The 24,267-nt window shown below is 59.1% G+C and carries 25 protein-coding genes and 1 pseudogene; 15 read left to right on the forward strand and 11 right to left on the reverse strand.

Features of this window, described 5'->3' with window-relative positions:
- The first annotated feature begins 140 nt into the window (after positions 1 to 140).
- From V7773_RS14815 to V7773_RS14840, 6 genes are all read left to right on the forward strand, one after another.
- Positions 141 to 659, forward strand: coding sequence for an RNA polymerase sigma factor (locus V7773_RS14815; RefSeq protein ID WP_046064522.1), 519 nt, complete (start codon positions 141 to 143; stop codon positions 657 to 659).
- Positions 656 to 1,630 (forward strand): FecR family protein, encoded by a 975-nt coding sequence (locus tag V7773_RS14820; RefSeq protein WP_336073996.1) that lies wholly within the window; start codon positions 656 to 658, stop codon positions 1,628 to 1,630. Before V7773_RS14815 ends, V7773_RS14820 begins: the two co-directional genes overlap by 4 nt.
- 177 nt (positions 1,631 to 1,807) lie before the next feature.
- A complete protein-coding gene (locus V7773_RS14825; protein ID WP_336073997.1) occupies positions 1,808 to 4,246 on the forward strand; it encodes a TonB-dependent siderophore receptor in 2,439 nt (812 codons plus the stop codon).
- Positions 4,247 to 4,475: 229 nt separating this feature from the next.
- Positions 4,476 to 5,606: a PepSY-associated TM helix domain-containing protein gene (locus tag V7773_RS14830; protein ID WP_092146345.1), complete on the forward strand. Its 1,131-nt coding sequence runs from the start codon at positions 4,476 to 4,478 to the stop codon at positions 5,604 to 5,606.
- Positions 5,603 to 5,782, forward strand: a complete 180-nt coding sequence (locus tag V7773_RS14835) for a hypothetical protein (protein ID WP_063324064.1) — start codon at positions 5,603 to 5,605, stop codon at positions 5,780 to 5,782. The genes V7773_RS14830 and V7773_RS14835 overlap by 4 nt, the downstream gene beginning before the upstream one ends.
- A gap of 80 nt (positions 5,783 to 5,862) precedes the next feature.
- Positions 5,863 to 6,492, forward strand: coding sequence for a glutathione S-transferase (locus V7773_RS14840; protein ID WP_336073998.1), 630 nt, complete (start codon positions 5,863 to 5,865; stop codon positions 6,490 to 6,492).
- A gap of 43 nt (positions 6,493 to 6,535) precedes the next feature.
- Here the strand turns inward: V7773_RS14840 and V7773_RS14845 are convergent, their stop codons facing one another.
- The 5 genes from V7773_RS14845 to creB form a co-directional block, all read right to left on the reverse strand.
- Entirely contained in the window at positions 6,536 to 6,679 is a 144-nt protein-coding gene (locus V7773_RS14845) for a hypothetical protein (protein ID WP_336073999.1), read from the reverse strand.
- On the reverse strand, positions 6,676 to 8,049 hold the full coding sequence (gene creD, locus V7773_RS14850; protein ID WP_336074000.1) for a cell envelope integrity protein CreD: 1,374 nt from the start codon (positions 8,047 to 8,049) through the stop codon (positions 6,676 to 6,678). The genes V7773_RS14845 and creD overlap by 4 nt, the downstream gene beginning before the upstream one ends.
- A 54-nt stretch (positions 8,050 to 8,103) precedes the next feature.
- Positions 8,104 to 9,078: an alpha/beta hydrolase gene (locus V7773_RS14855; RefSeq protein ID WP_336074001.1), complete on the reverse strand. Its 975-nt coding sequence runs from the start codon at positions 9,076 to 9,078 to the stop codon at positions 8,104 to 8,106.
- A 171-nt stretch (positions 9,079 to 9,249) separates the two neighbouring features.
- Positions 9,250 to 10,668 carry a two-component system sensor histidine kinase CreC gene (creC, locus tag V7773_RS14860; RefSeq protein WP_336074002.1) on the reverse strand — a complete coding sequence of 473 codons (1,419 nt, stop codon included), beginning with the start codon at positions 10,666 to 10,668 and terminating at the stop codon, positions 9,250 to 9,252.
- On the reverse strand, positions 10,668 to 11,348 hold the full coding sequence (gene creB, locus V7773_RS14865; protein WP_063324059.1) for a two-component system response regulator CreB: 681 nt from the start codon (positions 11,346 to 11,348) through the stop codon (positions 10,668 to 10,670). Before creB ends, creC begins: the two co-directional genes overlap by 1 nt.
- A gap of 179 nt (positions 11,349 to 11,527) precedes the next feature.
- On the opposite strand from creB, the gene V7773_RS14870 reads away from it, so the two are divergent.
- Positions 11,528 to 12,631: an RHS repeat-associated core domain-containing protein gene (locus V7773_RS14870; RefSeq protein WP_336074003.1), complete on the forward strand. Its 1,104-nt coding sequence runs from the start codon at positions 11,528 to 11,530 to the stop codon at positions 12,629 to 12,631.
- Between the two features lie 104 nt (positions 12,632 to 12,735).
- On the opposite strand, the gene rloA2 is transcribed toward V7773_RS14870, so the two are convergent.
- Positions 12,736 to 13,242, reverse strand: coding sequence for a retropepsin-like aspartic peptidase RloA2 (rloA2, locus tag V7773_RS14875; protein ID WP_092146335.1), 507 nt, complete (start codon positions 13,240 to 13,242; stop codon positions 12,736 to 12,738).
- 295 nt (positions 13,243 to 13,537) lie between these two features.
- Here rloA2 and V7773_RS14880 point away from each other — a divergent pair, with 295 nt between their 5' ends.
- Together V7773_RS14880 and V7773_RS14885 are read left to right on the forward strand one after the other, a co-directional pair.
- A complete protein-coding gene (locus tag V7773_RS14880; protein WP_336074004.1) occupies positions 13,538 to 14,431 on the forward strand; it encodes an acyltransferase in 894 nt (297 codons plus the stop codon).
- 81 nt (positions 14,432 to 14,512) lie between these two features.
- Positions 14,513 to 15,598: an RHS repeat-associated core domain-containing protein gene (locus tag V7773_RS14885; RefSeq protein ID WP_336074005.1), complete on the forward strand. Its 1,086-nt coding sequence runs from the start codon at positions 14,513 to 14,515 to the stop codon at positions 15,596 to 15,598.
- 54 nt (positions 15,599 to 15,652) lie between these two features.
- Here V7773_RS14885 and V7773_RS14890 read toward each other — a convergent pair.
- Positions 15,653 to 16,171 (reverse strand): annotated as a pseudogene (locus tag V7773_RS14890) (DUF2780 domain-containing protein); the annotation flags it as partial.
- Between the two features lie 202 nt (positions 16,172 to 16,373).
- Here V7773_RS14890 and V7773_RS14895 point away from each other — a divergent pair.
- Positions 16,374 to 16,781: a DUF3757 domain-containing protein gene (locus V7773_RS14895; protein ID WP_336074006.1), complete on the forward strand. Its 408-nt coding sequence runs from the start codon at positions 16,374 to 16,376 to the stop codon at positions 16,779 to 16,781.
- Positions 16,782 to 16,817: 36 nt separating this feature from the next.
- Here V7773_RS14895 and V7773_RS14900 read toward each other — a convergent pair whose 3' ends face one another.
- Positions 16,818 to 17,396, reverse strand: a complete 579-nt coding sequence (locus V7773_RS14900; RefSeq protein ID WP_092221497.1) for a DUF2780 domain-containing protein — start codon at positions 17,394 to 17,396, stop codon at positions 16,818 to 16,820.
- A gap of 301 nt (positions 17,397 to 17,697) precedes the next feature.
- Between V7773_RS14900 and V7773_RS14905 the strand changes: the two genes are divergently transcribed.
- The 5 genes from V7773_RS14905 (at position 17,698) to V7773_RS14925 (ending at position 21,130) form a co-directional block, all read left to right on the forward strand.
- Positions 17,698 to 18,120: a DUF3757 domain-containing protein gene (locus V7773_RS14905; protein WP_336074007.1), complete on the forward strand. Its 423-nt coding sequence runs from the start codon at positions 17,698 to 17,700 to the stop codon at positions 18,118 to 18,120.
- 105 nt (positions 18,121 to 18,225) lie between these two features.
- Positions 18,226 to 18,801 (forward strand): hypothetical protein, encoded by a 576-nt coding sequence (locus tag V7773_RS14910; protein ID WP_336074009.1) that lies wholly within the window; start codon positions 18,226 to 18,228, stop codon positions 18,799 to 18,801.
- Between the two features lie 563 nt (positions 18,802 to 19,364).
- On the forward strand, positions 19,365 to 19,637 hold the full coding sequence (locus V7773_RS14915) for a hypothetical protein (protein ID WP_192262773.1): 273 nt from the start codon (positions 19,365 to 19,367) through the stop codon (positions 19,635 to 19,637).
- 179 nt (positions 19,638 to 19,816) lie between these two features.
- Positions 19,817 to 20,029, forward strand: a complete 213-nt coding sequence (locus V7773_RS14920) for a cold-shock protein (RefSeq protein ID WP_336074010.1) — start codon at positions 19,817 to 19,819, stop codon at positions 20,027 to 20,029.
- A gap of 24 nt (positions 20,030 to 20,053) precedes the next feature.
- Positions 20,054 to 21,130 (forward strand): RHS repeat-associated core domain-containing protein, encoded by a 1,077-nt coding sequence (locus V7773_RS14925; protein WP_336074011.1) that lies wholly within the window; start codon positions 20,054 to 20,056, stop codon positions 21,128 to 21,130.
- A 134-nt stretch (positions 21,131 to 21,264) separates the two neighbouring features.
- On the opposite strand, the gene fdhA is transcribed toward V7773_RS14925, so the two are convergent.
- From fdhA to V7773_RS14940, 3 genes are all read right to left on the reverse strand, one after another.
- A complete protein-coding gene (gene fdhA / locus V7773_RS14930; protein WP_063324052.1) occupies positions 21,265 to 22,464 on the reverse strand; it encodes a formaldehyde dehydrogenase, glutathione-independent in 1,200 nt (399 codons plus the stop codon).
- 155 nt (positions 22,465 to 22,619) lie between these two features.
- The gene (purU, locus tag V7773_RS14935; RefSeq protein WP_336074012.1) at positions 22,620 to 23,477 is read right to left on the reverse strand and encodes a formyltetrahydrofolate deformylase; all 858 of its coding nucleotides are present in this window, start codon (positions 23,475 to 23,477) and stop codon (positions 22,620 to 22,622) included.
- Between the two features lie 157 nt (positions 23,478 to 23,634).
- Positions 23,635 to 24,267 carry a sarcosine oxidase subunit gamma gene (locus tag V7773_RS14940; protein ID WP_336074013.1) on the reverse strand — a complete coding sequence of 211 codons (633 nt, stop codon included), beginning with the start codon at positions 24,265 to 24,267 and terminating at the stop codon, positions 23,635 to 23,637.

Genomic DNA, 24,267 nt, shown 5'->3' on the forward strand with positions numbered 1-24,267 from the left:
GGGAGCAAGCTCGCTCCCACGCAGAACCCGGCCTCAATTTCCTTATCCCACGCCGCCCGACCAGCGCCAATTGCTTTCCCGCCCCCGCCTCTGACACAATCGCGAACAATTCTCGTTACTTAAAACATCGGTGATGCTCCGTGTCGTCAGTCCCTAGCCCCCACAGTGATCTGGTTGGTGCGTTATACCGTGACCATCGTGGTTGGCTATTGGCCTGGCTGCGACGCAACGTGGCGTGTTCGCAACGGGCCGAGGACCTGAGCCAGGACACCTTTGTGCGCTTGCTGGGTCGCGAAGAGCTAAAGGCGCCCCGCGAACCGCGGGCGTTTCTGGTGGCCATCGCCAAGGGCCTGTTGTTCGATTATTTCCGTCGAGCGGCATTGGAGCAGGCCTACCTCACCGAACTGATGCTGATTCCCGAGGCCGAGCAGCCCTCGGTGGAAGAACAGCAAATCATCCTCGAAGACCTCAAGGCCATCGATCGCCTGCTTGGCAAACTGTCGAGCAAGGCCCGCGCAGCCTTCCTCTATAACCGCCTCGACGGCCTCGGCCACGCCGAAATCGCCGAGCGCCTGGGGGTTTCGGTGCCGCGCGTACGGCAGTATCTCGCCCAAGGCATCCGTCAGTGCTACATCGCACTTTATGGTGAGCCGACATGAGTCAGGCCCATGCCAAACCGGTCTCGGCCAGCGTGCTGGATGCCGCCATTGCCTGGCAGTTGTCCCTGGACTCGAGCAGCGCCCAGGAGCGTGAAGCCTTCGCCCAATGGCATGCCGCCGACGAAGAACACGCCCGGGCCTGGCGGCAGCTGGGCATGCTTGACCAACGCTTCAGTGTGGCCAACGGGCCGGCGCGCGCCGCGTTGCTGCAATCGCGGGTGAGCATTCGTCGCCGGATACGCAAGGTCGGCAGCGGCCTGGCCAGCGTTATCGCGGCCATCGGCCTGGCGCTGTTTGCCGGCGATCGTTACCTGCCGCTGGATTACTGGCTGGCCGATCAGCGCACCGCGACAGGCGAACAGCGCACCCTGCGCCTGGACGACGGCACGCTGATCAACCTCAACACCCACAGTGCCCTGGACGTGCGTTTCGATGACAAGCAGCGTCGCATCGTCCTGCAGGAAGGCGAGATCCTGGTGGAAACCGGTCACGACGACCCGCGTCCGTTCATCGTCGAGACCCGTGAAGGCCGCCTGCGCGCCTTGGGCACACGATTCCTGGTCAAGCGTGAAGACGAAGGCACGCGCCTGAGCGTGTTGAAATCCGCTGTGGCGGCGCATCCCCAGGCCACGGACCAGGAACAGATCCTGCGCGAAGGCCAACAAGTGCTGATGCGCCGCGACGGCCTCGGGCCGACCCTCGCCTTGAACCCCGGCGCCGATGCCTGGACCCGCGGCATGCTGGTGGTGGATAACGCCCGTCTTGAAGATTTGGTCCATGAGCTGGGGCGCTATCGTCGCGGCTACCTGGGTGTGGAGTCGCAAGTGGCGGATTTACGCATCACCGGCAGTTTCCCGCTACACGACACCGACCTGGCCTTGACCGCCCTGCTGCCGACCTTGCCGGTGCAGGTCGAGCATCACACGCGGTGGTGGGTGGTGGTGGGCCCCCGGGCTGAAGCCAAGCCCTGAATGGCTTTGTGGTGAAGCGAATGGCCTCATCGCGAGCAAGCTCGCGATGAGGCCATCACTGATACAAAGCCACTACCCGCAAAACGAATCTAAATTATTTTCATCCAGCCCTATCACTTTTCAATTTTCATCCGGCACCCAGGCAATTGAGAAATATTTCCATTCAGGAGCCGCCGTATGTCCCGCCCGCTAGACACCCTGTTGCGCCCCAGCCTGTTGGCAATCGCCATTGCCTTCGCCACTCCCTTCGCCAGCGGCCCGCTACTGGCCGCCGAACAGGCCTCGAGCGTGCGCACCTACAACCTGCCTGCCGCGCCACTGGCCAGCACCTTGAACCAGATCGCCAGCCAGGCTGGCCTCGCCCTGAGCCTGAATCCGTCCCTGGCCTCGGGCAAGACCTCGGCCCCGGTCCAGGGCCAGTTCGACGCCACCGGCGCATTGCGCCAGGCCCTGCGCGGCACCGGCCTGCAACTGGAACAAAGCGGCGCCGGCACCTACAGCCTGGTGGCTGTACCTGAAGGCGTCATGGCCTTGCCGGAAACCAGCGTGATCGGTGCAGGCCTCAGCGAAACCGCGTGGGGCCCGACCGAGGGCTACGTCGCCACCCGCACCGCCGCCGGCACCAAGACGGATACGCCGATTGTCGAACTGCCGCGCTCAGTCTCCGTGGTTACGCGCCAGCAGATGGAAGACCGTTCGGTCCTCAACCTCAATGACGCCCTGCGCTACACCGCCGGTGTGCAGAGCAGCGGCTACGGCTCGGACTCGCGCAACGACTGGCTGTTGGTCCGTGGCTTCATCCCGACCCAATTCCTCGATGGCCTGCCGCTGCCCAAGGGCAACTACATCACGCCGAAAATCGAGCCCTGGAACCTGGAGCGCATCGCCGTGCTGCGTGGCCCGGCCTCGTCGGTCTACGGCCAGACGCCCCCCGGCGGCATGCTGGACATGGTCAGCCGTCGCCCGCAGGCCGAAAGCAGCCATAAAGTCGAGTTGCAGGCCGGCAGCTACGAACACAAGCAGATCAATTTCGACAGCACCGGCAAGGTCGATGACGAAGGTCAGTTCCTCTATCGGCTCAGCGGCACCGTACGTGACAGCAACTCCCAGGTCGATCACATCCCGGACAAGCGCTACAACCTCGCGCCGAGCCTGACCTGGAACATCAACGACGACACCCGCCTGACGTTGCTGTCCCAGTACACCCGCGACGACACCGGCATCACCGGGCAGTTCTTGCCGTTGCAAGGCACCAAGCTGTCTTCGCCAGCGGGCAAGATTTCCCACCACAAGAACCTCGGCGATCCGGATTGGGAATTCTACGACCGTACCTACTACGCGCTGGGCTACAACTTCGAACATCGCCTGAACGACACCTGGCAGTTCCGCCAGAACCTGCGCTATACCAAGAGCGACCTGGAGTTCCAGGGCATCTCCGCCGGCGGCTCGTTTTTTCCGGACGGTCCAGACGAATCGGTGAGCGCAGACGGCACCGTCAAACGCAGTGCCAGCATCGTTGACGAAGACATCAGTCAATTTGCCGTGGATAACAATTTCCAGGCTGACTTCCAGACCGGAGCCTTGAGTCATACGTTGCTGCTGGGACTGGACCACCAACGCTCCAACAGCAATGCCCGTTGGAAGTGGGGCTCTAGCGGTGTGCCTACCAGCAACGTCAACAACCCGACCTATGGGCAGGACTTCTCCAACGTCCAGTACTTCACCATGTACGACTACAACCAGAAGACCAATCAGACGGGCCTGTACATCCAGGACCAGATCGCCCTGGACAACTGGCGCCTGACCCTCGGCGGCCGTGAAGACTGGATTCACACCGGCACCGTGTTCCACAACCAGAATGATGCGACCAACACCCAGCGCGACAAGAAATTCAGCGGCAACGCGGCACTGAGCTACGTCTTCGACAACGGTGTGACGCCTTACATCTCCTTCGCCCAGTCGTTCCAGGCGGCGGCAGGTTCAACCGTCAACAGCACTGACGCGTTCAAGCCAACCGAAGGCGAACAGTACGAGGCGGGCATCAAGTACCAGCCGCCGGGCACCAAAACCCTACTGACGGCGGCGGTGTTCGACCTGACCCAGAAAAACAACTCCGTCACCGAAAACAACGTCACCCGCCAAGTGGGAGAAGTCCAGGTGCGCGGCCTGGAACTGGAAGCCTCGGGCGACGTGACCGACAACCTGAAGCTCATCGGTTCCTACACCTACAACGACAGTGAAATCACCAAAGGCACGACGGCGGAAAAAGGCAAGCGCATGGCCCAGGTGCCGCGCAACCAGGCCACCGCCTGGGCGGACTACACCTGGCATAACGGCCCGCTGGATGGCTTCGGTGTCGGCGCCGGTGTGCGTTATGTCGGCGACACCTACGGCAACACCACCAACACCGACTGGGGCCATGTCGGGTCCTACACCGTGTACGACGCCTCGGCCCATTACGACTTGGGCCGTTTGAACAAGACCCTCAAGGGGGTCACGGTGGCGGTGGACGCGAAGAACCTCTTCAACAAGGACTACCTGTCCACCTGCGACGGCTTCTACTGCTACTACGGCGACCAACGCAACGTCGTCGCCAGCGTGAATTACAAATGGTAAACGGTTAGCATTTGCAAAATCTTTTGAGGGCACGCCGCTCAGTGCAATGTTGCTCGTCGAAGTGAATGAATCCGTGGCGAGGGAGCTTGCTCCCGCTTGAGTGCGCAGCGCTCATCCAAGAGGGGCTGCTGCGCAGCCCAGCGGGAGCAAGCTCCCTCGCCACAATGGATTAGCGCCTTGAGTCAATAGTGTGCTCGCCGCAAGCGGCCTTTTTGCATTTGGAACCATCATGAAAAGCAAAACCATCCGCCGCTGGTCCTTCGTCCACACCTGGACCAGCCTGATCTGCACGGTGTTCCTGCTGATGCTGGCGATCACCGGGCTGCCGCTGATTTTCCATCATGAAATCGAGCATCTGCTGGGCGACGCCCCCGAGTTCCGGGAGATGCCGGCCGACACGCCACACCTGGACCTCCAGCAATTGGTGGAAAAGGCCAAGGCCCATCGTCCGGGTGAAGTGGTCCAGTATTTTGGCTGGGACGAAGACGAGCCCAACGGCATCTTCACCATCATGGCGCCGACACCGGACACCGAGCCCAATTCCTCCCATACCTTCATGCTCGATGCGCGCACCGGCGAGGCCCTGGAAATGCCCTCGGCCAACGGCGGTTTCATGATGGTCATGCTGCGCCTGCACGTGGACATGTTCGCCGGCCTGCCGGGCAAATTGCTGCTGGCGTTCATGGGGTTGCTGTTCGTGATCGCCATCGTTTCCGGGGTAGTCCTGTACCTGCCGTTCATGCGCCGGTTGAAGTTCGCCACGGTGCGCCAGGACAAATCCACACGCCTGCGCTGGCTCGACCTGCACAACCTGATCGGCGTGGTGACGCTGGTCTGGGCGCTCACCGTTGGCGTCACCGGCGTGATTGCCGCGTGCGCCGACCTGATCATCGCCGCCTGGCGCAACGACAGCCTCAGCGCCATGGTCGAACCCTATCGCAACGCCCCGCCACTGACGCAATTGGCTCCGGCTACCCGCTTGCTCGACATCGCCAAGGACGTCGCGCCGGGCATGGAACCGAGCTTCATTGCCTTCCCCGGCACATTGTTTTCCAGCCAACACCACTACGGCGTGTTCATGAAAGGCGGCACCCACCTGACCTCGCATTTGCTGACACCGGTATTGATCGATGCCAGCACCCTGGAGGTCACCGCCGTGGCCGAGCGGCCGTGGTACATGGATGTCATGAGCCTGTCCCTGCCACTGCACTTCGGCGATTACGGTGGCCGGCCGATGCAAATCTTCTGGGCCACCCTCGACGTGCTCACCATCATCGTCCTCGGCAGCGGCGTCTACCTGTGGCTGGTGCGGCGTAAAGCGGCCAAGCGCGCAGCCGTCGGCACGGAGGTCGTCTCGTGAGGCCTCGGCAGTCGAGTTTCTGGAAGGTGTTTGGTATTCCCGTGGTGATTGGCGTACTGAGCGCAGCAGGGTTGTTTTCGGCGCTGCTGGGCGATGGGATGTGGGATGCAGTGGCCTGGGTGGGCCTGGGGGTTCCGACGGTGCTGGGGACCTGGGGATTGCTCAAGCGCGGATAAGCTCAGCCGGACGCGGCCACTCGCCAGCCGCACCGGAACTGTCTAGGCTAAGTCCTGCCCGCCAATCGAGGAGACTTTGCATGTCCACCCCCAGCATGACGCTGTTCCACAACCCCGCTTCGCCTTTCGTTCGCAAGGTCCTGGTGCTGCTGCACGAAACCGGTCAGCAGGATCGCGTGGCATTGCAGCTCAGCCAGCTCACGCCGGTCAAGCCGGATCGGGCGCTCATCGATGACAACCCGTTGAGCAAGATCCCGGCCCTGCGCCTGGCCAACGGCAGTGTCATCCACGACAGCCGGGTCATTCTCGATTACCTCGACCACCAGCACGTCGGCAACCCGCTGATCCCCCGCGAGGGTGCGGCCCGCTGGCGGCGCCTGACCCTGGCCTCCCTGGCCGACGGGATCATGGATGCGGCGGTGATGATCCGTTACGAAACCGCGCTACGCCCGGCGGAAAAGCACTGGGACGAATGGCTCGAGGCGCAGCGGGACAAGATTCGCCGCGCCTTGGGCATGCTCGAAGCCGAGGCGATTGCCGAACTGGCCTGCCATTTCGACGTGGCCTCCATCAGCGTGGCGTGTGCCTTGGGCTACCTGGACCTGCGCCATCCCGACCTGGAATGGCGTAGGGCCCATCCACAACTGGCGGCGTGGTTTGCCGAGGTCAGTTTGCGGCCATCAATGCTTGAAACAGTGCCCCGGGTCTAACGCTGCACAAGCTGTGCCGGCCTCATCGCGAGCAGGCTCGCTCTCACATAGAATCGTGTTGCACCTTGTGGGAACGAGCCTGCTCGCGATAGCAGCGCACCGGATCCAGCGGGAACAACCCGGCAATGCGCATCACCAACACTTCGCGCACTCGCTGATCCTCACGCAACCCCAACGACCGGCTCATTTCACCTCTCCCAGATCGAAGGCCATTGCAGCGGCCGGCTTCGACCCCACCCCATACCAGTCCAGCTTGCGGGTCAGCACCATGAACACCCCCAGCAGGCCGAACAGCAACAGCGAACCCATCAACAACGCGTAGTCCTCTGCGCTCAACAAGCCGTAGAGCAAGCCGTACAACCCCGCCAGCCCCGCCGAAAACCCCAGGCCATGGCTGACGCTGCGCAGCACATGGCAGACATAGAAGCCGATCAGCAACACACAGGCACTGGCCGACGCCAGGTAGGCCAGGGCGAAGCCAATGTGCTCCGACAATGACAGCAGCAACAGGTAAAAGAACGCCAGCGCCACGCCCACCAAGGCGTACTGGACCGGGTGCACCGCCAGGCTCTTGAGCACTTCGAAAAGGAAGAAGCCGGCGAAGGTCAGGGCGACGAACAGCAACGCATATTTGATCGCCCGGTCGCTCTTGAGGTACTGGTCCACCGGGTCGATGAAACTCACTCCGAAGGCCCGGCTGCGGAACGCTTCACAACTATCGCTTGGTTCGCAGGCTTGCAGTGTTTCCAGAAGGTTGGTGGAGAAAAACGACGTCTGCCAGTCGGCACTGAAACCCTGCTCATTGATCTCACGATTGGTGGGCAGGTAGTTGCCAATGAAGCTGGGATGTGGCCAGTCGGCCGACAGGTGCACCTTGGTGGATTTGCCCACTGGCAGAATCTGGAACTCGCCGGTGCCTTGCAGGCGCAGGTCAAAACCGAAGGTCAGCTCAGGGCCGCCCTGGGCGGTGATCATTGGCAGCGGCACGTGCACACCCTGCCCCAGCCAGCCGAGCCGCGAGCCAGGCAGGAAGTCAACGGTCTGTTGGTTCAGCGTCAGCGCCAGCGCATTCTCGATGCCGCGAATATCGCTGATGCCAACGCTCAGGTATGGCTCGTCGAAGCGGTAATCGGCAAAGTCCTTGGCAGCGACACCGTAGCGCTCAGGCACCTTGAAGCGGCCATCGATCCGGTTATCGGCATGGAACAAGCGCGCTTCGTAGATGCCCCGGGCACGGGTTTCGGTGCGGATTTGGCCGTCGAGTTCAAACTGCTCCGGTAAAAAATACAACTCACCTGCTCGCTCGACGGTTTCCAGGAAACGCACGCCGGTCTTCTCGTTGGTATTCCAGACCTTCACGCTCTTGCGAAACGGCACCACGATCATCGGCCCGATCAGTTGCTGGTTGTAGCTGGAGCTGCGGGCGATGTCCTGCAGCACACCGTCACGCAGTTCCTGACGCTCATCAATGAGCCCGTTGATCATCAACAACGGGATCATCAACAAGAGAATCAATAGGGCGATCATGCCCAGTTTTATGGCGAGACTGCGGTTCATGTGGGGCTCTCCCTGTTCGAATGAGGGAGAGTCTGGGGTGGCTGTGTGTTGGGCTTATGGAGCGATTGTGGAGATTGTGTGGAGACTACCCTCGTCGTGCTGGGCGCGAACGCCGGCCTCCGCCACATCCACGACCTGAAACGCTTCGCGCAGGGAATCTTCCATCAGTTGCCAGGCCTGCTCGGCCGACTCGTCCGGCCCCAGGTGGGTGAACATGTGGTCGCAGCCTTCAAACATTCGCAACCGCACTGGCACGCCGGCCTGACGCAACTTTTCGGCGTAGGCCTCGCCCTCGCCACGCAAGATATCGTACTGCGCGGTGATCACCGTGGCCGCCGGCATCCCCACCAGCGAATCGACCGGCGACAGCAGGGGCGACGCCAACGGATCGAGCGCCTGTGCCGGATCGCTCAGGTAACAGCGCATGAAGAAGCGCATCAGGCCGACACCGAGCAAGGGACGGGCAACGGTGGAAGTCTTCAGCGCCGGGTCTTGGGCCAGGTCCAGCGCCGCATAGTCGATCAATTGATGCACCACCTTCAGTGTTCGATGCCCCCGCGCCAGGCCCGCCACCACCGCGGCCAGATTACCGCCGGCGCTATGACCACCGACGGCGATCCGCTGGGGATCGATACCCAACGCTTCGGCCTGGCCCGCCAACCACTCGAGCACCGCAAAACATTGCCGCGGCGCTGCGGGAAAGACCTGCTCTGGCGCCAGCGCATAGTCCAGGTTGACCACCAGGCAATTCAGGTTGTGGGCCAGTCGACGGCAATAGCTGTCGTCATGCTCGGGCGTTCCGGCGACAAAACCACCCCCGTGGAAATTCAGATACACCGGCAGCGTCGTCGCGGTCTGGGAATGGGGCCAGTAGAACAACGCCCGCGCGGGTCCCCATGGGGTTGCAATGGTTTGTTCGGCCACGGCGCGCAACGGAAACCGCGCGGGGTCATAGGTGAACTTCGCCTTCATTCGTTTGGCGAAGGCGCGCAGCAACTTGGCCTGCAATTTTTGCCAGAGGCTTACCATGCTCATGCTCCCGGTTGTGTAGCCACGAATAGGACCAACGAACCGAAAGCCATCTCGCCGTAAGGCGGGGCGTGCTGACAGGTCTAGTTATTGTTCGTCAGTGCTGAGCGAAAACTAAACCTAAAAAATGATTATGTAAATTAACCAATAACAAAATTAACCAAATTTTTCTCAAGGCAACCGCAGCACCACCTCCACCCCACCCTCGACGTTGCCAATCCTGAATTCACCGCCATGCAACTGCACCACTTCCTCCACGAAGTTGAGCCCCAGGCCCGTGCTCTTGCGACCGCTGTCCGGGCGCGGCAGGGAGTAGAAGCGCTCGCTCAGGCGTGGCAGGGCGTAGTCGGGAATCGGTTCGGCCTGATTGAACAGGCGGATCTCGACGTGGTTGTCGATTCGTTCGGCGCTGATGCGCAGCAATCCATGGGCGGGAGTAAAGTCCAGGGCGTTTTCCAGCAGATTACCCAGGGCCTGGCGCAACAAAAATGCCTCACCCGTTAGGGTCAGGTCGGCGGCAATACGTTGCTCGACCTTTAGCTGACGACTTTCGATCCAGCCACCGCGCGCTTCCAGCAACTCATCCAGCAAAGCCACCAGCGGCACAGCGACCACGTCCTCCAACCCCTGTCGTTGCTCGATCTGGGCCAGGTTAAGCAAGCGTTCGATCAACTGCTGCATGCGCACGCTTTCACTCTCGATGTTGCTGACGAAGCGCTGGTGCTGGGCCGCCGGCATATCATTTTGCAGCAGCTCGGCAGCGCCGCGGATCGCCGCCAGCGGGCTCTTGAGCTCGTGGGTCAGGGTGTGCACGTAACGCTCGACGTAGGCCTTGCCTTCGAGTTGGGTGCGCATGTGCTCCACCGCCCCCGCCAGTTGCTCGAACTCGCCGCCGCGATAATGCGGCACTTCCACCCGGCGTCCCTGGCTGACCGCCTGGGCGTAGCTCGTCAAACGGCGCAATGCTGCGCTGAGCCACCATGACAACAGAGCCCCTAGCAGCAGGCCGAGCACGATCAGCCCCGCGCCGTAGGCCAGCAGGCGCCGCTCCGTGCGGTCGACATAGGGCTGCAGCGAACTGTTGGGCTTGGCCACGGTGACGACACCGATGATCCGGCCGTTGTCGCGGATCGGCGCGCCGACGTGCATCACCGAAGACGTTGGGTCATCGGCAACGCTGCGAGTCGAACGGGCGCCGTAGTGGCCACGCAAGGTCAGGTAAACGTCGTTCCAGCGCGAATAATCCTGGCCCACCGCCACGCCACTGGAATCGAGCACCACGATGCCCTTGGCATCGGTGACATAGATGCGATGGCTGACCTGGTTTTTCGGCAAGCCCCAGATCGTCGCCGCCGGCTGGCGCTCGCCGTAGGCCTTGAGCAACTGCGGCCAGCGATTCTGGTTGAGGGTGCCGGCCTTGAAATCGTCCCGCAGGATCTCGGCCATCAGGTTGGCCGTGTCCACCAGGGTTTCTTCGGTGGACTGGCGCACGCCGGGGCGGATTTCCTCCATGACCGTGTTGAGCACGAAATACCCGGTCAGACCGATAAACAGCACATAGACCAGGAAAATCCGGATCCCCAGCGACATCAGCTGTGCCCCGGGCTGTAGCTGTAGCCCAGGCCCCGATGTGTCTGGATCGGTTCGGCCTCGGCCCTCACCAGGCGCAACTTGGCGCGCACGCTCTTGATATGGCTGTCGATGCTGCGCTCATAGCCGGCATCACTGGCCACGCCCAGGGCGTCGAGCAATTGTTCGCGGCTGAAAACCCGCTCAGGTTGCTCCAGCAGACAATTGAGCAGGCGGAACTCGTGTCGGGTGAGGTTCAACGGTTTGCCGCGATAGTTGATCTGCACCCGGTCGCTGTCCACCTGGAACAACGCTGTGCTTGAGTCCGCCGCCGGTCGCGGCGCCACGCGCTTGAGAATCGCCCGAACCCGGGCCGCCACCTCGCGGGGGCTGAAGGGTTTGACCACATAATCGTCGGCACCGATTTCCAGGCCCACGACCCGGTCGATCTCGCCATCCCGGGCTGTCAGAAAGATGACCGGAACGTCGCTGAAACGTCTGAGATTTTTACACGTCTCGAATCCGCTGATATCCGGCAGGCCCACATCGAGGATGATCAGGTCGGCCGGGGTGTTCTTCTGGTGATCGAGGGCGGCGGCGCCAAGGCTCAGCCAAGTGGTGTCGAACCCCTCCCCTTGCAGGGCAAACACCAGCGTATCGGCGATGGCAGCTTCGTCTTCGACAATCAGGATATGAGGCATGGCTTGCGAGCCCGGCAATAAAGTTGCCGGAACGGTGCCGCAAGGCTGGGGGCACGTCAATGGCAGTTGAGTTTGTCGGTGGCTGGTCGTTGTGCCTACCAGTTCTGATAGTGGCCAACCGCTGACAAGCGGCTGATGCTAAGGCGAGTTATTTTCGGACTTCAGATGGAGCTCAGTCGATGCCTGCCTCCCCTCGTGAAACCGTATTGTGCCGCTACCGCTACGACCCGCTCGATCGCCTGGCCGATTGTAAACCGTCCACCGAGGCCAGCATTCAGCGCTTTTACTGCCAGAGCCGATTAGCCACCGAAATACAGGGCGCAGTGCAACGTAGCGTCCTCCAGTATGACGACCAGTTGTTGGCGCAACTTCGACGCGAAGATGCAAAGGTCGAAACCACCCTACTCGCAACCGATCAACAGCGCTCGGTATTGAACGCCCTCGATGCAAGCCGGCTTCATCCCCTCGCCTATACACCTTACGGTCATCGCCCGGCGGAAAACGGCTTGCTCAGTTTGCTCGGGTTCAATGGTGAACAGCCGGATCCTGTGACGAGACATTATTTGTTGGGGGATGGGTATCGGGCGTTCAATCCGGTGTTAATGCGATTCAACAGTCCGGACAATTTAAGTCCGTTTGGCGAAGGAGGGTTGAATGCTTATGGGTATTGTTTGGGGGATCCGATTAATTGGACGGATCCTACGGGGCATGTTCGCACTTTGCCAATGCCAAAGCCAATGCCAATGCCAATGCCAATAAAGCCAAAGATGGAGTTATTCATAAAAAACTTGGTAAATGAAGCATTTGGATTACCGATAGAACGATCGATACCTACCCCAGCTCGTCGCAAAGCTCAAGCCACGGCTTACATGAAAAAATACCGTAAATCAATAAGATCCAAAGTAAAGCTTATAAAAGAAAATGAAAAACTTTTAAAAGACCAAACTAGCTACACCATAACCAACCGCATACGGGACCTGAAAGACAGCTTGATAGCATTCAAAAAAGCACAATTCGGATATGTCTTTGAAAACCATCCAGATGTAAACGAAAAATTTATAGATCCAAAGACCGGACTGCTCGACACGACTCCTTATGAGATAGAAATTTCTAAATCTCTAAATTTAGCGAACTCTGTCAAGGTAGACGAATTCAACCGTACTAACCCTGGTACGCCAATCAAAAGACTTAACCAAGATTATGTTAATAGCGCAAGACTTCGTCGCGCGAAGTACATTAAAGAACATACCGGCATCGACTTATTGAAAAAGATTCGCCAATAGCCCTCGCCGCATAAAATCAAACTTATACGCAACACTACAAAACATCCAGCCCCGAAAAGCATCGTCTATTTTTCGGGACCATGTTCGGCATGTGGGCTACACCATCAACAATCCGGCTTATCCGCCGTAAACCGCCGCGCCGGATTCACCGCTGCGCCAAACTCACGCAGGGCCTTGGCACCAATCAACAACGGGTAATTGAAACTGCTGCGGTCGGTCAGGTTGACCTCCACGGTGCGCTTGACGTTACCCAGGCACAGCTCCAGATCCACCACCGGGCGCTTGGTCGGCGCGATTTTTTCGTCGTCGTCCTCGTCTTCCTCAGAGCGGGTCTTGATCTTGCTGATGCGCGCAATCTTGTGCTCGTAGAGTTTATTGCTCGCACCTTTGGTCGCCAGGCGGAACCGCACCCAGTCATCACCGTCGCGGGTGAACGTTTCGATGTCCTTGGCCGACAGAGAGGCGGTCAGCGCGCCAGTGTCCATCTTGGCCTTGAGCACTTCACCACCGATTTCCGGCAGCGCGATGTATTCGTAGCGCCCGTACAGGGTCGGCTCGGCGGCCAGCACTGGAAGGGCCACCAGGGTAAGCAGGGCTAGAACTGATTTCATGTAGTCAGGGCTTCCATTGTGGGAGTGGGGTTTTAGACCGTTGCTGATGAATTCGTTCGGTTAAACATCCCTGTGGCGAGGGAGCTTGCTCCCGCTCGGCTGCGCAGCAGTCGCAAATCGGTCTGGCCATCGCCGCCAATTGGGGGCCGCTTCGCAGCCCAGCGGGAGCAAGCTCCCTCGCCACAAAAGCCCATCCAGTTTAGCCAAGCCCAAGTGAAACTTTCGTCCACGCCGATTTGGCCTGCCGCCGGAAGCTGCTTATCATGGCCCGCCCACCCGCTTGCAAGAGTCATGTATGCGCCGCCTGCTCACCGGCTGTTTCGTCACGCTGCTGTTGTTGCTCAACACCCTGGTGCTGTTCGGGCCGCTGATGGTGTTCGCCCTGCTCAAACTGGTCCTGCCCGGGCGCTTTCGCGACTACGCCTCGTGGGCGGTGATGTGGATCGCCGAGACCTGGGCCGAAATCGACAAGCTGATCTTCGCCCTGTGCATCCCCACCCGCTGGGACATCCGCGGCGGCGCCAACCTGCGCGGCGATACGTCTTACCTGGTAATCAGCAACCACCAATCCTGGGTCGACATCCCCGCCCTGGTCCAGACCCTCAACCGCCGCACGCCGTTCTTCAAGTTCTTCCTCAAGAAAGAACTGATCTGGGTGCCGTTCCTGGGGCTGGCCTGGTGGGCGCTGGATTACCCGTTCATGAAACGCTACACCAAGGCCTTCCTGGCCAAGAACCCGGAACTGGCCGGCAAGGACCTGGAAATCACCCGCCAGGCCTGCGAGCTGTTCAAGCGCCAGCCGGTCACCGTGGTCAACTACCTCGAAGGCACGCGCTTCACCGCCGCCAAAAGCCAACAGCAACAGTCACCCTTCACCCACCTGCTCAAACCCAAGGCCGGTGGCGTGGCGTTCGTGCTGGCGGCCATGGGTGAACAACTCGATGCCGTACTGGACGTCACGGTGGTGTACCCGCAGGAACGGATTCCCGGGTTCTGGGATTTGATCAGCGGCGCGGTGCCCCGGGTCATCGTCGACATCCAGACCCGCGAGCTGGACCCGGCGCTGTGGCAGGGGGATTACGAGAACGACCCGGTGTTTCGCCAGCATGTGCAGGATTGGGTTAACCAGCTGTGGACTGAGAAGGATCGGCGGATTGCGGCGTTGCGTAGCGAAACAATGGATTCCTAACAGTTCTGATAGTAGGCAGCAGCGGGAAAACCTCCGAAACTGGAGGTCTGGATTTTTGGCCCCTTGCACGGAGCCCGGCGTATGCCTACCGCCCCTGGCGAAACTGTATTGTGCCGCTATCGCTACGACCCACTCGATCGCCTGACCGATTGTGCGCCCTCCGCCGAGGCCCGCACCCAGCGCTTTTATTGCAAAAGCCGATTGGCGACCGAGATACAGGGGACGGTGCAACACAGCGTCTTTCAACACGACGACCAACTGTTGGCGCAACTACGGCGCGAGGATGCAAGGGGCGACACCACGCTGTTGGCGACTGATCAACAGCGTTCGGTATTGAATGCGCTCGATGCAACCCGACCTCATCACGTCGCCTATACGCCTTATGGTCATCGCCCGGCAGAAAACGGCTTGCTCAGTTTGCTTGGGTTTAACGGCGAACGGCCGGATCCGGTGACGGGGCATTATTTGTTGGGGAATGGGTATCGGGCGTTTAATCCGGTGTTGATGCGGTTTAATAGTCCGGACAGTTGGAGTCCGTTTGGGGAGGGTGGGTTGAATGCGTATGCGTATTGCGCAGGGGACCCGAGGAACTGGATAGATCCATCAGGGCATTTTTGGGGGATTGGGAAACGTTTCAGAAGTCTATTCAATATCACACCGACTGTTCCTAAAAGCAAAACCCCAGCAAAAACTGCTACTCCTACTCGGCATGCGAAAACCTCAAGTTCGGCCCCACTATATTCGGCCCTTGATGAAGCTCGATTCAACACTGCGAGAAATAGAAAATTAACGATACCTGCGGGTGAAAGACCCTTCGAATTAATTAAAATGTCCGACGACTTGGAGCTTCTTCGTCAACAACGAATGGACGAATTATTATCTCCGAATGATTTTCGCGCTCCGCAGCAAGCTGAGTGGGAAAGAAAAGCTCGGCGAGTAGCGAATTCATCAATAACAAAATCGTTAAGAAAGGAGTATTCCAACGTCATGCGTAGGTTCCACAACAGTGTCCAACCCGCCCCCATTTCCCAGCCTCGCGAGCCCCGCAAGCCCCGCAAGCCCCGCAAGCCCGAAGTACGCTTTTCAGGATTCGATGAAATAGAGGAGTTTACGAGCGATGTGAGACAACCTGCGCAAGAGTGGCAAAACATCATTCGCAACCATTAAGACGGAGCCGGCAGTCTTTGACGTTAGCAGGGAACCCTAATAGTCATCCAATGATCAGACACCAGCACCAGCGCCCCAGATACCGCCCAGGTTTTGTAGCAACGAACCACCCACACCTTGCTGCCCAAGATATTCAAGAATCACCGGAGCAAACTGCCCAATCATCCCACTGTCCATGCCCAGCGCACTGAAGGCGTTGTTCAAGTCATTGGTATCCTTGACGTTACCCAGCAAGCCATTGAGCAAGGCATTTTTATCCGGCCCACCACCGAGCAAACCGCCCAAACCATTAAGCCCGCCAATGGCACTGTTACCAGCAATCTGATCAAGACCCGGCACACTTTTACTCAACTCGGAAAACTGCGGTTCGCTGAGCCGATTCTTCGCCAGCCCCAACATCGCACCGGTACCGCCGATGGCCTGTTCCGGCGTGATCTTGAGCTCCGAGCCCAGGGTGTTGAGCAGCCCGGCGGCTTTCGGTGCAGCGGCCACGGCGCCCTCACCCTGTTCAGCCTGATTGCCCTGCATTACCGACACCACATTGGCCGCATCACTGAGGCTGAACTGCGCGAAGCGGAACCCTGCAAAGACCGCCCCATCTGTTAATACTTCAGACGTTTCCGCTTTTCATGAAGTTTTGAGTTCTTATCGCCAAAGGTTAACAGGCAATAACCAACTAATTCCAAATCAACATAAACAACTGTCAGCATTGACAGTAGCCCTCGCCAAGCACAGCCGCAAACATGTCGCCGGGACACATTGTGGAGGCAAGCCCATGAGAAACTTAATGACTGATGGCGGCGCAGGAATTTGCTTACTGATAATCGGCCATGTTCATGCCGCAGAAGTCACCTGTCCGGCTACAACACTCATCCATGGCACCACTGAAACGGTAGAAATTCAGGACGAACGCGAATGGCAGAGCCAGGACCTTGGACAGGAGGCCAATCCAGCGGTGCAGCAATTCAACGGTGCTGAGTTCGCGGTCCATGAACCCGACGAAGATGAACAGGTGCCGAGGAGAGTGATCATTAGCTGCAATTACGGCGAGAACAACCTCACGCTGGATTATCTTGACGCCCAGGAGCCGGCGTCCTTGCCCTGGTCGGCCAACCATTGCGCCAGCCGGGACACCTACTCCTGCAAGCCGGTGAACGCCGACTATTTCAGCTTGAGGTTTTGATGGTTCCGTGGCGGATTTTCGATGTCGCCACCTTCATCAAACACCCGCCCCCGTACCCCAAATCCCCCCCAGATTCTGCAGCAACGAACCTGCCACGCCCTGTTGGCCGAGGTACTGCAAGATAATCGGGGCAAACTGGCCGATCATGCCGCTGTCCATGCCCAGCGCACTGAAGGCATTGTTCAGGTCGCCGGTGTCCTTGACGTTGCCCAGCAAGCCGTCGAGCAGTGCATTCTTCTCCGACCCGCCCCCGAGTAAACCGCCCAGGCCATTAAGCCCGCCGATGGCGCTGTTCCCAGCGATCTGATCCAGGCCCGGGACACTTTTGCTCAACTCGGAAAACTGCGGCTCGCTGAGTTGGTTCTTCGCCAGCCCCAGCATCGCACCGGCACCGCCGATGGCCTGTTCCGGCGTGATCTTGAGTTCCGATCCCAAGGTGTTGAGCAGCCCGGCGGCTTTCGGCGCGGCAGCCACGGCGCCCTCGCCCTGTTCGCCTTGGTTGCCCTGCATCGCCGACACCACATTGGCTGCATCACTGAGACTGAACTGCGCGAAGGCTGGGCTGGCAGCCAGCGTCAACAGGCAAGACAGAGCAAAACCACGTGAAACCTTCATCCGGGACATCCTCTAGACCATGAAAAAGCCGCTCATCAAGAGCGGCGTAAAGCGAGCGTTGGACTGGAGCGGATGCAGATTGTTCCTAAACGTATTACAGGAATGGCCGATAGCCACTACAGAAAAATCTTCCAAGCCCGTCAGAAGTGTCTGATTCAATGAAAACTGCGCTTTTTCTTATAGCTATAAGTTACCAAATATCCATATACAGTTCTGAATTGACATAAATAACTGACAACATTGACAGTAGCCCGCCCGACCAAAGCCGTGAATCGTTGATCTGAGCCCTGGAGCCTGGCACATGAGAAAAATACTGGCTGGAGGCGCGGCGTTGCTTTTGCTGATCATCGGCCACGCCCATGCCGGTGAAATAACCTGCCCTGCCGTCACTGACATCCATAAAAACATTGAATCGGTGGAAGATGTTTTTTTCGTCGAGGTACAAGACAACCACGAATGGGAGAGCGAAAGCCTGGTGGACGTGGTCGACCCGGCAACGCTGCAATTCGAAGGCGCCGAGTACGTTATCCATGAAGCCGACGAGGACAGACAGGCAGCCATAAGGGCGACCATTACGTGCCGGTACGGGGCCATAAATCTGAATACGGAGGAACAGCAGATCTTGGAACCGGCCTTTTCAGGGTGGGTGAATAATCGCTGCGAAAGCCCGGACACCAAAATGTGCAAGTTAATGGACGCAGACTACTTCAACCTGTTGCTTTGATCGGGAATGGCAACCGCGTCACTGTTCCTGCACAGCATTTCAAGGCGCCCTGCCATCGCCTGCACGGTTACCGTACAGTGCGGCTTTCTCCAGCAGAGTTTGCCTATGAACGTAAAAATCGGCGGCGCGGCCCTCGCCGTCATCCTGACGGGCATGCTCATTGTCCTGGGCGTCAACGAGTACCAGCGTGGCCCGCTGAATCCAGAACTGGCCGACGGCACCAGCGAAGAACAAAAGACCTGGCTGACCATCGAACACCGCATCAAGCGCTCCGACCCGACGCTTACCGATGTAACCCGCGACCAGCAAACGCTGACGTTGCGCTACCGTCCAAACACCGCCGCCGATGACAGCAACGCCTGGGTTGCGGACCTGCTGCGGATTGTCGGCCACGGCCTTGCTGCGCTCAACGGCGCACCGGGGGGTAAGCAGTACACGCAAGTGACCGTCAAGGCGCGCCTGCTTGTCGACGATGACGTGGAGCTGGTCTACGACATGCAAGGCTTCGACGCCATCAAGACGCAACAGGATGGCTACGTCACCTTCGCCAGCATGCCCCGTAGCCTGGACTTCAGCGCCGATGCCCTGACCCAGGCGCAAGACTATTGCCAAGGCCCCAGCGCCCGGGGTTTCTACCCTGAATTCTGCGACCGGGTCGAGGCCGCGACTGCACACCGATAACCGGGTGGCGAGGGAGCTTGCTCCCGCTCGAGTGCGAAGCGCTCGCCGCTGGTATCTGAAAAGCAGGGGACTGCTCTCCCTTTGTGGCGAGGGGATTTATCCCCGCTGGGCTGCGCAGCAGCCCCTAAAACAGCGAACTCAATCCTCCTGACGCACCGAGCTGCCTGGTTTGGTGGCCGCTTCGCAGCCCAGCGGGGATAAATCCCCTCACCACAATGGAAGCGGTGTTCCTGCCTGAATACTCACGACCAAAAATCCCACAAATACTTGGGAAATCCCCCGCAACAGCGAGCCTTGCCCAGCCCAATAGGCGATGCCTATAGTTCTTCCCGTCGTCCACATGGCGACTCGGGTTTGGCGACTCGATAAACTACGGTCAGAAGCCCTGCTTTTTGGCACGGGCTTTTGCACTCGAAAAACTACTTAATGGTAGTTGTGCGCGGGAGACCTGAGGTCTGCCGGAGTCCGTAGCTATCCGGTTCGCCAACCCGCGTACAGCTGCCACCCATTCGTTTGGCGACGAGTGAGTGGCGGCATCCACCAAGCTACGGGAGTTCTATCCAATGAACCGATACATCCCCATCACCGGCGTCGACTGCACCCCCGCCACCCTGCTCATCGACACCCAAGCCCCCCTCGACGTCCTCTACGAAACCGCCGCCTACCGCATCCGCGCCGCCACCCAACTGCTGGAAAACATCGCCTTCCGCGAGGAGATCAGTTCCGACGCCGTCGTCCTCCACGACTTCGCCCTGCTCCTGGCGATTCCCTTGCGCGATGGCTGCGACGTACTGGACGTGATCGGCCGCCGCTTACAGGCGCAAGCCATGGCATGACCGCCTCATGACAGTCATCTGAATATCACCTGCAATCGGTTATTCCCTCTCGGTATTGCCTACTGTCAACTCTGACAGTAGGCAACGATTTGCCCCGATCCTAAGCTCCTGTTGTGTCAACGAAAACAAGGCCATGGGCAACCACGCCTTTATCCATTCGGGCAAGCAGGACAATAAAAATGAACGACCGAATCAAGGGAACCGTTAAATGGTTTAACGATGCAAAGGGCTATGGCTTTATTTCTTGCGGCAAAGGTGGCGAGGAATTGTTCGTTCACTACTCGGCGATTGCCGGTGAGGGCTATAAAACTTTGAAGGAGAGGCAGAGCGTTTCGTTTGAAATCGAGCAGGGAAGCAAGGGAATGCAGGCCACGAAAGTTACGCCGGAATAATAGATCCATTCAGGGAGCCAACCCATGTCTGCTAACCGTGAAACACTGCTCTGTCGCTACCATTACGACCCATTGGATCGTCTGGCCAACTGCTCACCGTCGACCCAGACCAATACCCAGCGCTTTTATCTGCAAAAGCGCCTGACCTGCGAGCTACAAGGTTCTATAGGGCGCTCGATTTTCCAGCAGGCCGATCAACTCCTCGCGCAACAACAGCGCCAGAACGGCGCCGTCGAGACCACTTTGCTTACCACCGATCAACAACGCTCGGTATTGCACGCACTCAATGCAACGCAGCCTTATGCCCTTGCCTACACGCCTTACGGCCACCGCCCGCCGGAAAACGGTTTGCTTAGCTTGCTCGGCTTCAACGGCGAACGGCCGGACCCAGAGACGGGGCATTATCTAATGGGCAATGGATATCGGGCGTTCAATCCGGTGCTGATGCGGTTCAATAGCCCGGACAGTTTGAGTCCGTTTGGGGAGGGTGGGTTAAATGCGTATGTATATTGTGGTGGCGACCCTGTGAATCGAAGCGATCCGACCGGGCATTTCCCTTTGCCTAAGCTGCTAAAAATATTCCAAAAAGGAGGACTAGGAAGCGCAAAAAAATCTTACGACTCTGGGGCTTCAGTCACTAATAACTCGCTCAATAACCCTAAAGTCCTGAAGAACCGAAGGTCGAACACCCTCGACTACGAATCCCAACTTTCTGGATGGGCTATCAAGGATAAAAAAGCCTTCATTATAGAAGTCAATGACAAGGCGGACTTAAAAACACTGAAGAACAATAATTACAAATATAAGTTCATCTTTACCGATGAGCACGAGTTTTTTATCGGCGGAATAAAGAAAGGTGAGCCCACCAAAATTCTGTCGCACCCAGTTATCGCCTCGCAAGCAAAGAGCAAGACCATTATAAGTGCTGGCTACATTATGCGCATCGCAAAAAAAACAATAATCACGGACAAATCGGGTCATTTTCAACCTGAATTTTCTAATTTAGCGCCCGTTCAAGCATACTTGCAGGGGCTAGGAAAAAATGTCACCTCCATCAGAAACGGAAGCGCAATTGGGACGGCTATTACCCTGTTCAGCTAAAACAGAAATCCCTATGGCAAGAGCAATCCCATTTCGACGGCCTAGATGATACTGTTCTAACGCACCCGTTATGCAACGTTTATGAACAAAAAGGGCGACATCACTGCCGCCCTTTTTCCGTCTTGCCTACAACCTTACGCCGCACTAAACAACTTATGCGGATCAATCACAAACTTCTTCGGCACACCCGCATCGAACTCACCATACCCCTTCGGCGCATCATCCAGGCTGATCACCTGCACACCGACGATTTCCGCGATGTTGATACGGTCCCACATGATCGCCTGCATCAGCTGGCGGTTGTACTTCATGACCGGGGTCTGGCCGGTGTGGAAGCTGTGGGATTTGGCCCAGCCGAGGCCAAAACGGATGCTCAAGGCACCGATCTTGGCGGCGGCATCGATCGCGCCTGGATCTTCGGTGACGTAGAGGCCGGGAATACCGATCTTGCCGGCGACACGGGTCACCTGCATCAACGAGTTGAGCACGGTGGCCGGGGCTTCGTGCTTGACGCCGTCATGGCCGTGACCACGGGCTTCGAAACCAACGCAGTCGACGGCGCAATCCACTTCTGGCTCGCCCAGCAGTGCAGCGATTTGCTCGTGTAGCGGGGTGTCAGTGGACAGGTCGACGATTTCGAAGCCCTGGGCCTTGGCATGGGCCAGGCGGACTGAGTTGACGTCACCGATGATCACCACTGCCGCGCCCAGCAGGCGTGCGGAAGCGGCGGCCGCCAGGCCAACCGGGCCGGCACCGGCGATGTAGACGGTGCTGCCAGGGCCAACACCAGCAGTGACGGCGCCGTGGTAGCCGGTCGGCAGGATGTCGGACAGGCAGGTCAGGTCGCGGATTTTCTCCATGGCCTTGTCACGGTCCGGCAGCTTCAGCAGGTTGAAGTCGGCGTACGGCACCAGCACGTATTCGGCCTGGCCGCCGGTCCAGTCGCCCATGTCCACGTAACCGTAGGCACCGCCGGCACGGGCCGGGTTGACGGTCAGGCAGACGCCGGTGTGTTGCTCTTTGCAGGAACGGCAGCGCCCGCAAGCCACGTTGAACGGCACCGACACCAGATCACCGATTTTCAGGTTCTCGACATCACTGCCCTTTTCAATCACTTCACCAGTGATTTCGTGACCCAGGACCAGACCGGTCTGAGCCGTGGTACGGCCGCGCACCATGTGCTGGTCGGAGCCGCAGATGTTGGTGGAGACCACGCGCAGGATGACACCGTGCTCAATCTTCCTGCCGCGCGGGTCCTGCATTTTTGGATAGTCGATTTTCTGTACTTCAACCTTACCTTGGCCGAGATACACGACACCACGATTACCAGACATGCTTTCACCTCGCTGTTGTTTTTGTGGAACTGCGTTGCCCAGGCAGGCAGCGCGTTGATTGCTCGGGTTAGTGCTTGTGTCTTTGTTTCTTTGTTGTCTGTAAGGGCCTCATCGCGAGCAAGCTCGCGAATGGGCTGCGAAGCGGCCCCAAAAATCTAAAGAACGACAGTGCGATTGGCGTTCAAGAACACCCTTCTTTCGATGTGATACCCCACGGCCCGGGCCAGGGTCAGCCCTTCGATGTCCCGGCCCTTGGCGATCAAATCCTCGGGATAGTGGCTGTGGTCCACCACTTCCACGCCCTGGGCGATGATCGGGCCTTCGTCCAGGTCGTTGTTGATGTAGTGCGCCGTCGCGCCGACCAGTTTCACGCCCTTGTTGTAGGCCTGGTGATACGGCTTGGCGCCCTTGAAACCCGGCAGCAGCGAGTGATGGATGTTGATCGCCTTGCCATCGAGCTTGCGGCACAACTCCGGCGACAGCACTTGCATGTAGCGCGCAAGGATCACCAGCTCAGCACCGGTGTCTTCGATCACCTGCCACACCTGCCGCTCCTGGGAAGGCTTGTCGTTCGGGTCCAGGGGGAAATGGTAGTAGGGAATCTGGTGCCAGTCGGCCAACGGTTTGAGGTCGGGGTGGTTGGACACCACGGCCACCACGTCCATGGACAACTGGCCGATGCGTTGGCGGTAGAGCAAATCGTTGAGGCAGTGATCGGCCTTGGACACCATGATCACGACTTTGGGCCGGTAGTTGGGCGGCGTCAGTTCGAAGACCATGCCAAAGGCTTCGGCCCGTTCGGCCAGGCCGGTGCGGAAGTTTTGCTCATCAAAACCCTCCGGCTGACGGAATTCCACGCGAATGAAAAAACGCCCCGAGAGCCGGTCGTCGAAGGAGTGGTGCTCGGTGACGTAGCAGCCCTGCTCGAACAGAAAGCGGGTCACCGCGTCCACCGTACCGAGCACGCTGGGGCAGTCGGCGGTGAGAATCCATGTGTCTGGGGCACGACTCATTGCGGTGACTCCTGTTCAAATTAACTGGGCGACAAAGAACCCTGTGGCGAGGGAGCTTGCTCCCGCTCGGTTGCGTAGCAACCGCCAAAAGCGAGGGCCGCTTCGCAGCCCAGCGGGAGCAAGCTCCCTCGCCACAAAAGCAGTCCAAGGCCATCAATCAGGCCTGCACGCTCAACCCATACTCAGCCGCGGCATCCTGCAACCACAGCCACCAGTAATCGGAGAAGCTGCGGCGGATCACCAGTTCCCAGGTGTCTTCGCCCGTGTGGCGGATCACCAGTTGCGACTTGGCGAACACCGTGCCCACGGCCTTGCCCACCGGGAAGTTGCTTGGGTGAACATCGTAGCTGGTGGATTTCATCAGCACGTCGCGCACGTTCGGGCCGGACAGTTCGAGGATCTGCTGGCCGCCGCTGACGTTGACGATCTGGATGTGCAGGTCGCCCAGGGCTTCGCGCAGTTTTTTCTCGGCAGCGAACTCTTCACCAGTGGGTACTACCAGCAGCCACTCGTCCGGGCCGAGCCATTGCAGGCTGGTTTCACCCTTGACGATGACGGTCAGGGCGCCTGGCAATTCCAGGCCCAGGGCCTTGTGCACGCCGGCGGCGAACGCCGGGTCGTGACCGTCGCCACGAAGGGTCAGGTGGCCCAGGAGTTTTTTCTCGCGCACGGTGACACCGGCGTTCTTGCGGCCCTTGCCCACCAGGCTGCCGAGGTCGGCATGGTGCAGCGACGACTCGGCCTTGGCCCCGGTGGTTGGGCGTTGTTGGTACACGTTGACTGCGGTCAT

The organism is Pseudomonas sp. 3JA, from assembly GCF_036961705.1.
GTDB classification, from domain to species: Bacteria; Pseudomonadota; Gammaproteobacteria; order Pseudomonadales; family Pseudomonadaceae; genus Aquipseudomonas; species Aquipseudomonas fluorescens_Q.

Coding starts and splice junctions, on each gene's coding strand:
- V7773_RS14940 (WP_336074013.1), bottom strand. CDS start 24,267: ATGACCGCAGTCAACGTGTACCAACAACGCCCAACCACCGGGGCCAAG.
- fdhA (WP_063324052.1), bottom strand. CDS start 22,464: ATGTCTGGTAATCGTGGTGTCGTGTATCTCGGCCAAGGTAAGGTTGAA.
- V7773_RS14870 (WP_336074003.1), top strand. CDS start 11,528: ATGCCTGCCTCCCCTCGTGAAACCGTATTGTGCCGCTACCGCTACGAC.
- V7773_RS14920 (WP_336074010.1), top strand. CDS start 19,817: ATGAACGACCGAATCAAGGGAACCGTTAAATGGTTTAACGATGCAAAG.
- V7773_RS14880 (WP_336074004.1), top strand. CDS start 13,538: ATGCGCCGCCTGCTCACCGGCTGTTTCGTCACGCTGCTGTTGTTGCTC.
- creC (WP_336074002.1), bottom strand. CDS start 10,668: ATGTCGCTGGGGATCCGGATTTTCCTGGTCTATGTGCTGTTTATCGGT.
- V7773_RS14885 (WP_336074005.1), top strand. CDS start 14,513: ATGCCTACCGCCCCTGGCGAAACTGTATTGTGCCGCTATCGCTACGAC.
- purU (WP_336074012.1), bottom strand. CDS start 23,477: ATGAGTCGTGCCCCAGACACATGGATTCTCACCGCCGACTGCCCCAGC.
- V7773_RS14830 (WP_092146345.1), top strand. CDS start 4,476: ATGAAAAGCAAAACCATCCGCCGCTGGTCCTTCGTCCACACCTGGACC.
- V7773_RS14825 (WP_336073997.1), top strand. CDS start 1,808: ATGTCCCGCCCGCTAGACACCCTGTTGCGCCCCAGCCTGTTGGCAATC.
- creB (WP_063324059.1), bottom strand. CDS start 11,348: ATGCCTCATATCCTGATTGTCGAAGACGAAGCTGCCATCGCCGATACG.
- V7773_RS14895 (WP_336074006.1), top strand. CDS start 16,374: ATGAGAAACTTAATGACTGATGGCGGCGCAGGAATTTGCTTACTGATA.
- V7773_RS14905 (WP_336074007.1), top strand. CDS start 17,698: ATGAGAAAAATACTGGCTGGAGGCGCGGCGTTGCTTTTGCTGATCATC.
- V7773_RS14840 (WP_336073998.1), top strand. CDS start 5,863: ATGTCCACCCCCAGCATGACGCTGTTCCACAACCCCGCTTCGCCTTTC.
- creD (WP_336074000.1), bottom strand. CDS start 8,049: ATGAACCGCAGTCTCGCCATAAAACTGGGCATGATCGCCCTATTGATT.
- V7773_RS14910 (WP_336074009.1), top strand. CDS start 18,226: ATGAACGTAAAAATCGGCGGCGCGGCCCTCGCCGTCATCCTGACGGGC.
- V7773_RS14900 (WP_092221497.1), bottom strand. CDS start 17,396: ATGAAGGTTTCACGTGGTTTTGCTCTGTCTTGCCTGTTGACGCTGGCT.
- V7773_RS14845 (WP_336073999.1), bottom strand. CDS start 6,679: ATGAGCCGGTCGTTGGGGTTGCGTGAGGATCAGCGAGTGCGCGAAGTG.
- V7773_RS14855 (WP_336074001.1), bottom strand. CDS start 9,078: ATGGTAAGCCTCTGGCAAAAATTGCAGGCCAAGTTGCTGCGCGCCTTC.
- V7773_RS14820 (WP_336073996.1), top strand. CDS start 656: ATGAGTCAGGCCCATGCCAAACCGGTCTCGGCCAGCGTGCTGGATGCC.
- V7773_RS14915 (WP_192262773.1), top strand. CDS start 19,365: ATGAACCGATACATCCCCATCACCGGCGTCGACTGCACCCCCGCCACC.
- V7773_RS14925 (WP_336074011.1), top strand. CDS start 20,054: ATGTCTGCTAACCGTGAAACACTGCTCTGTCGCTACCATTACGACCCA.
- rloA2 (WP_092146335.1), bottom strand. CDS start 13,242: ATGAAATCAGTTCTAGCCCTGCTTACCCTGGTGGCCCTTCCAGTGCTG.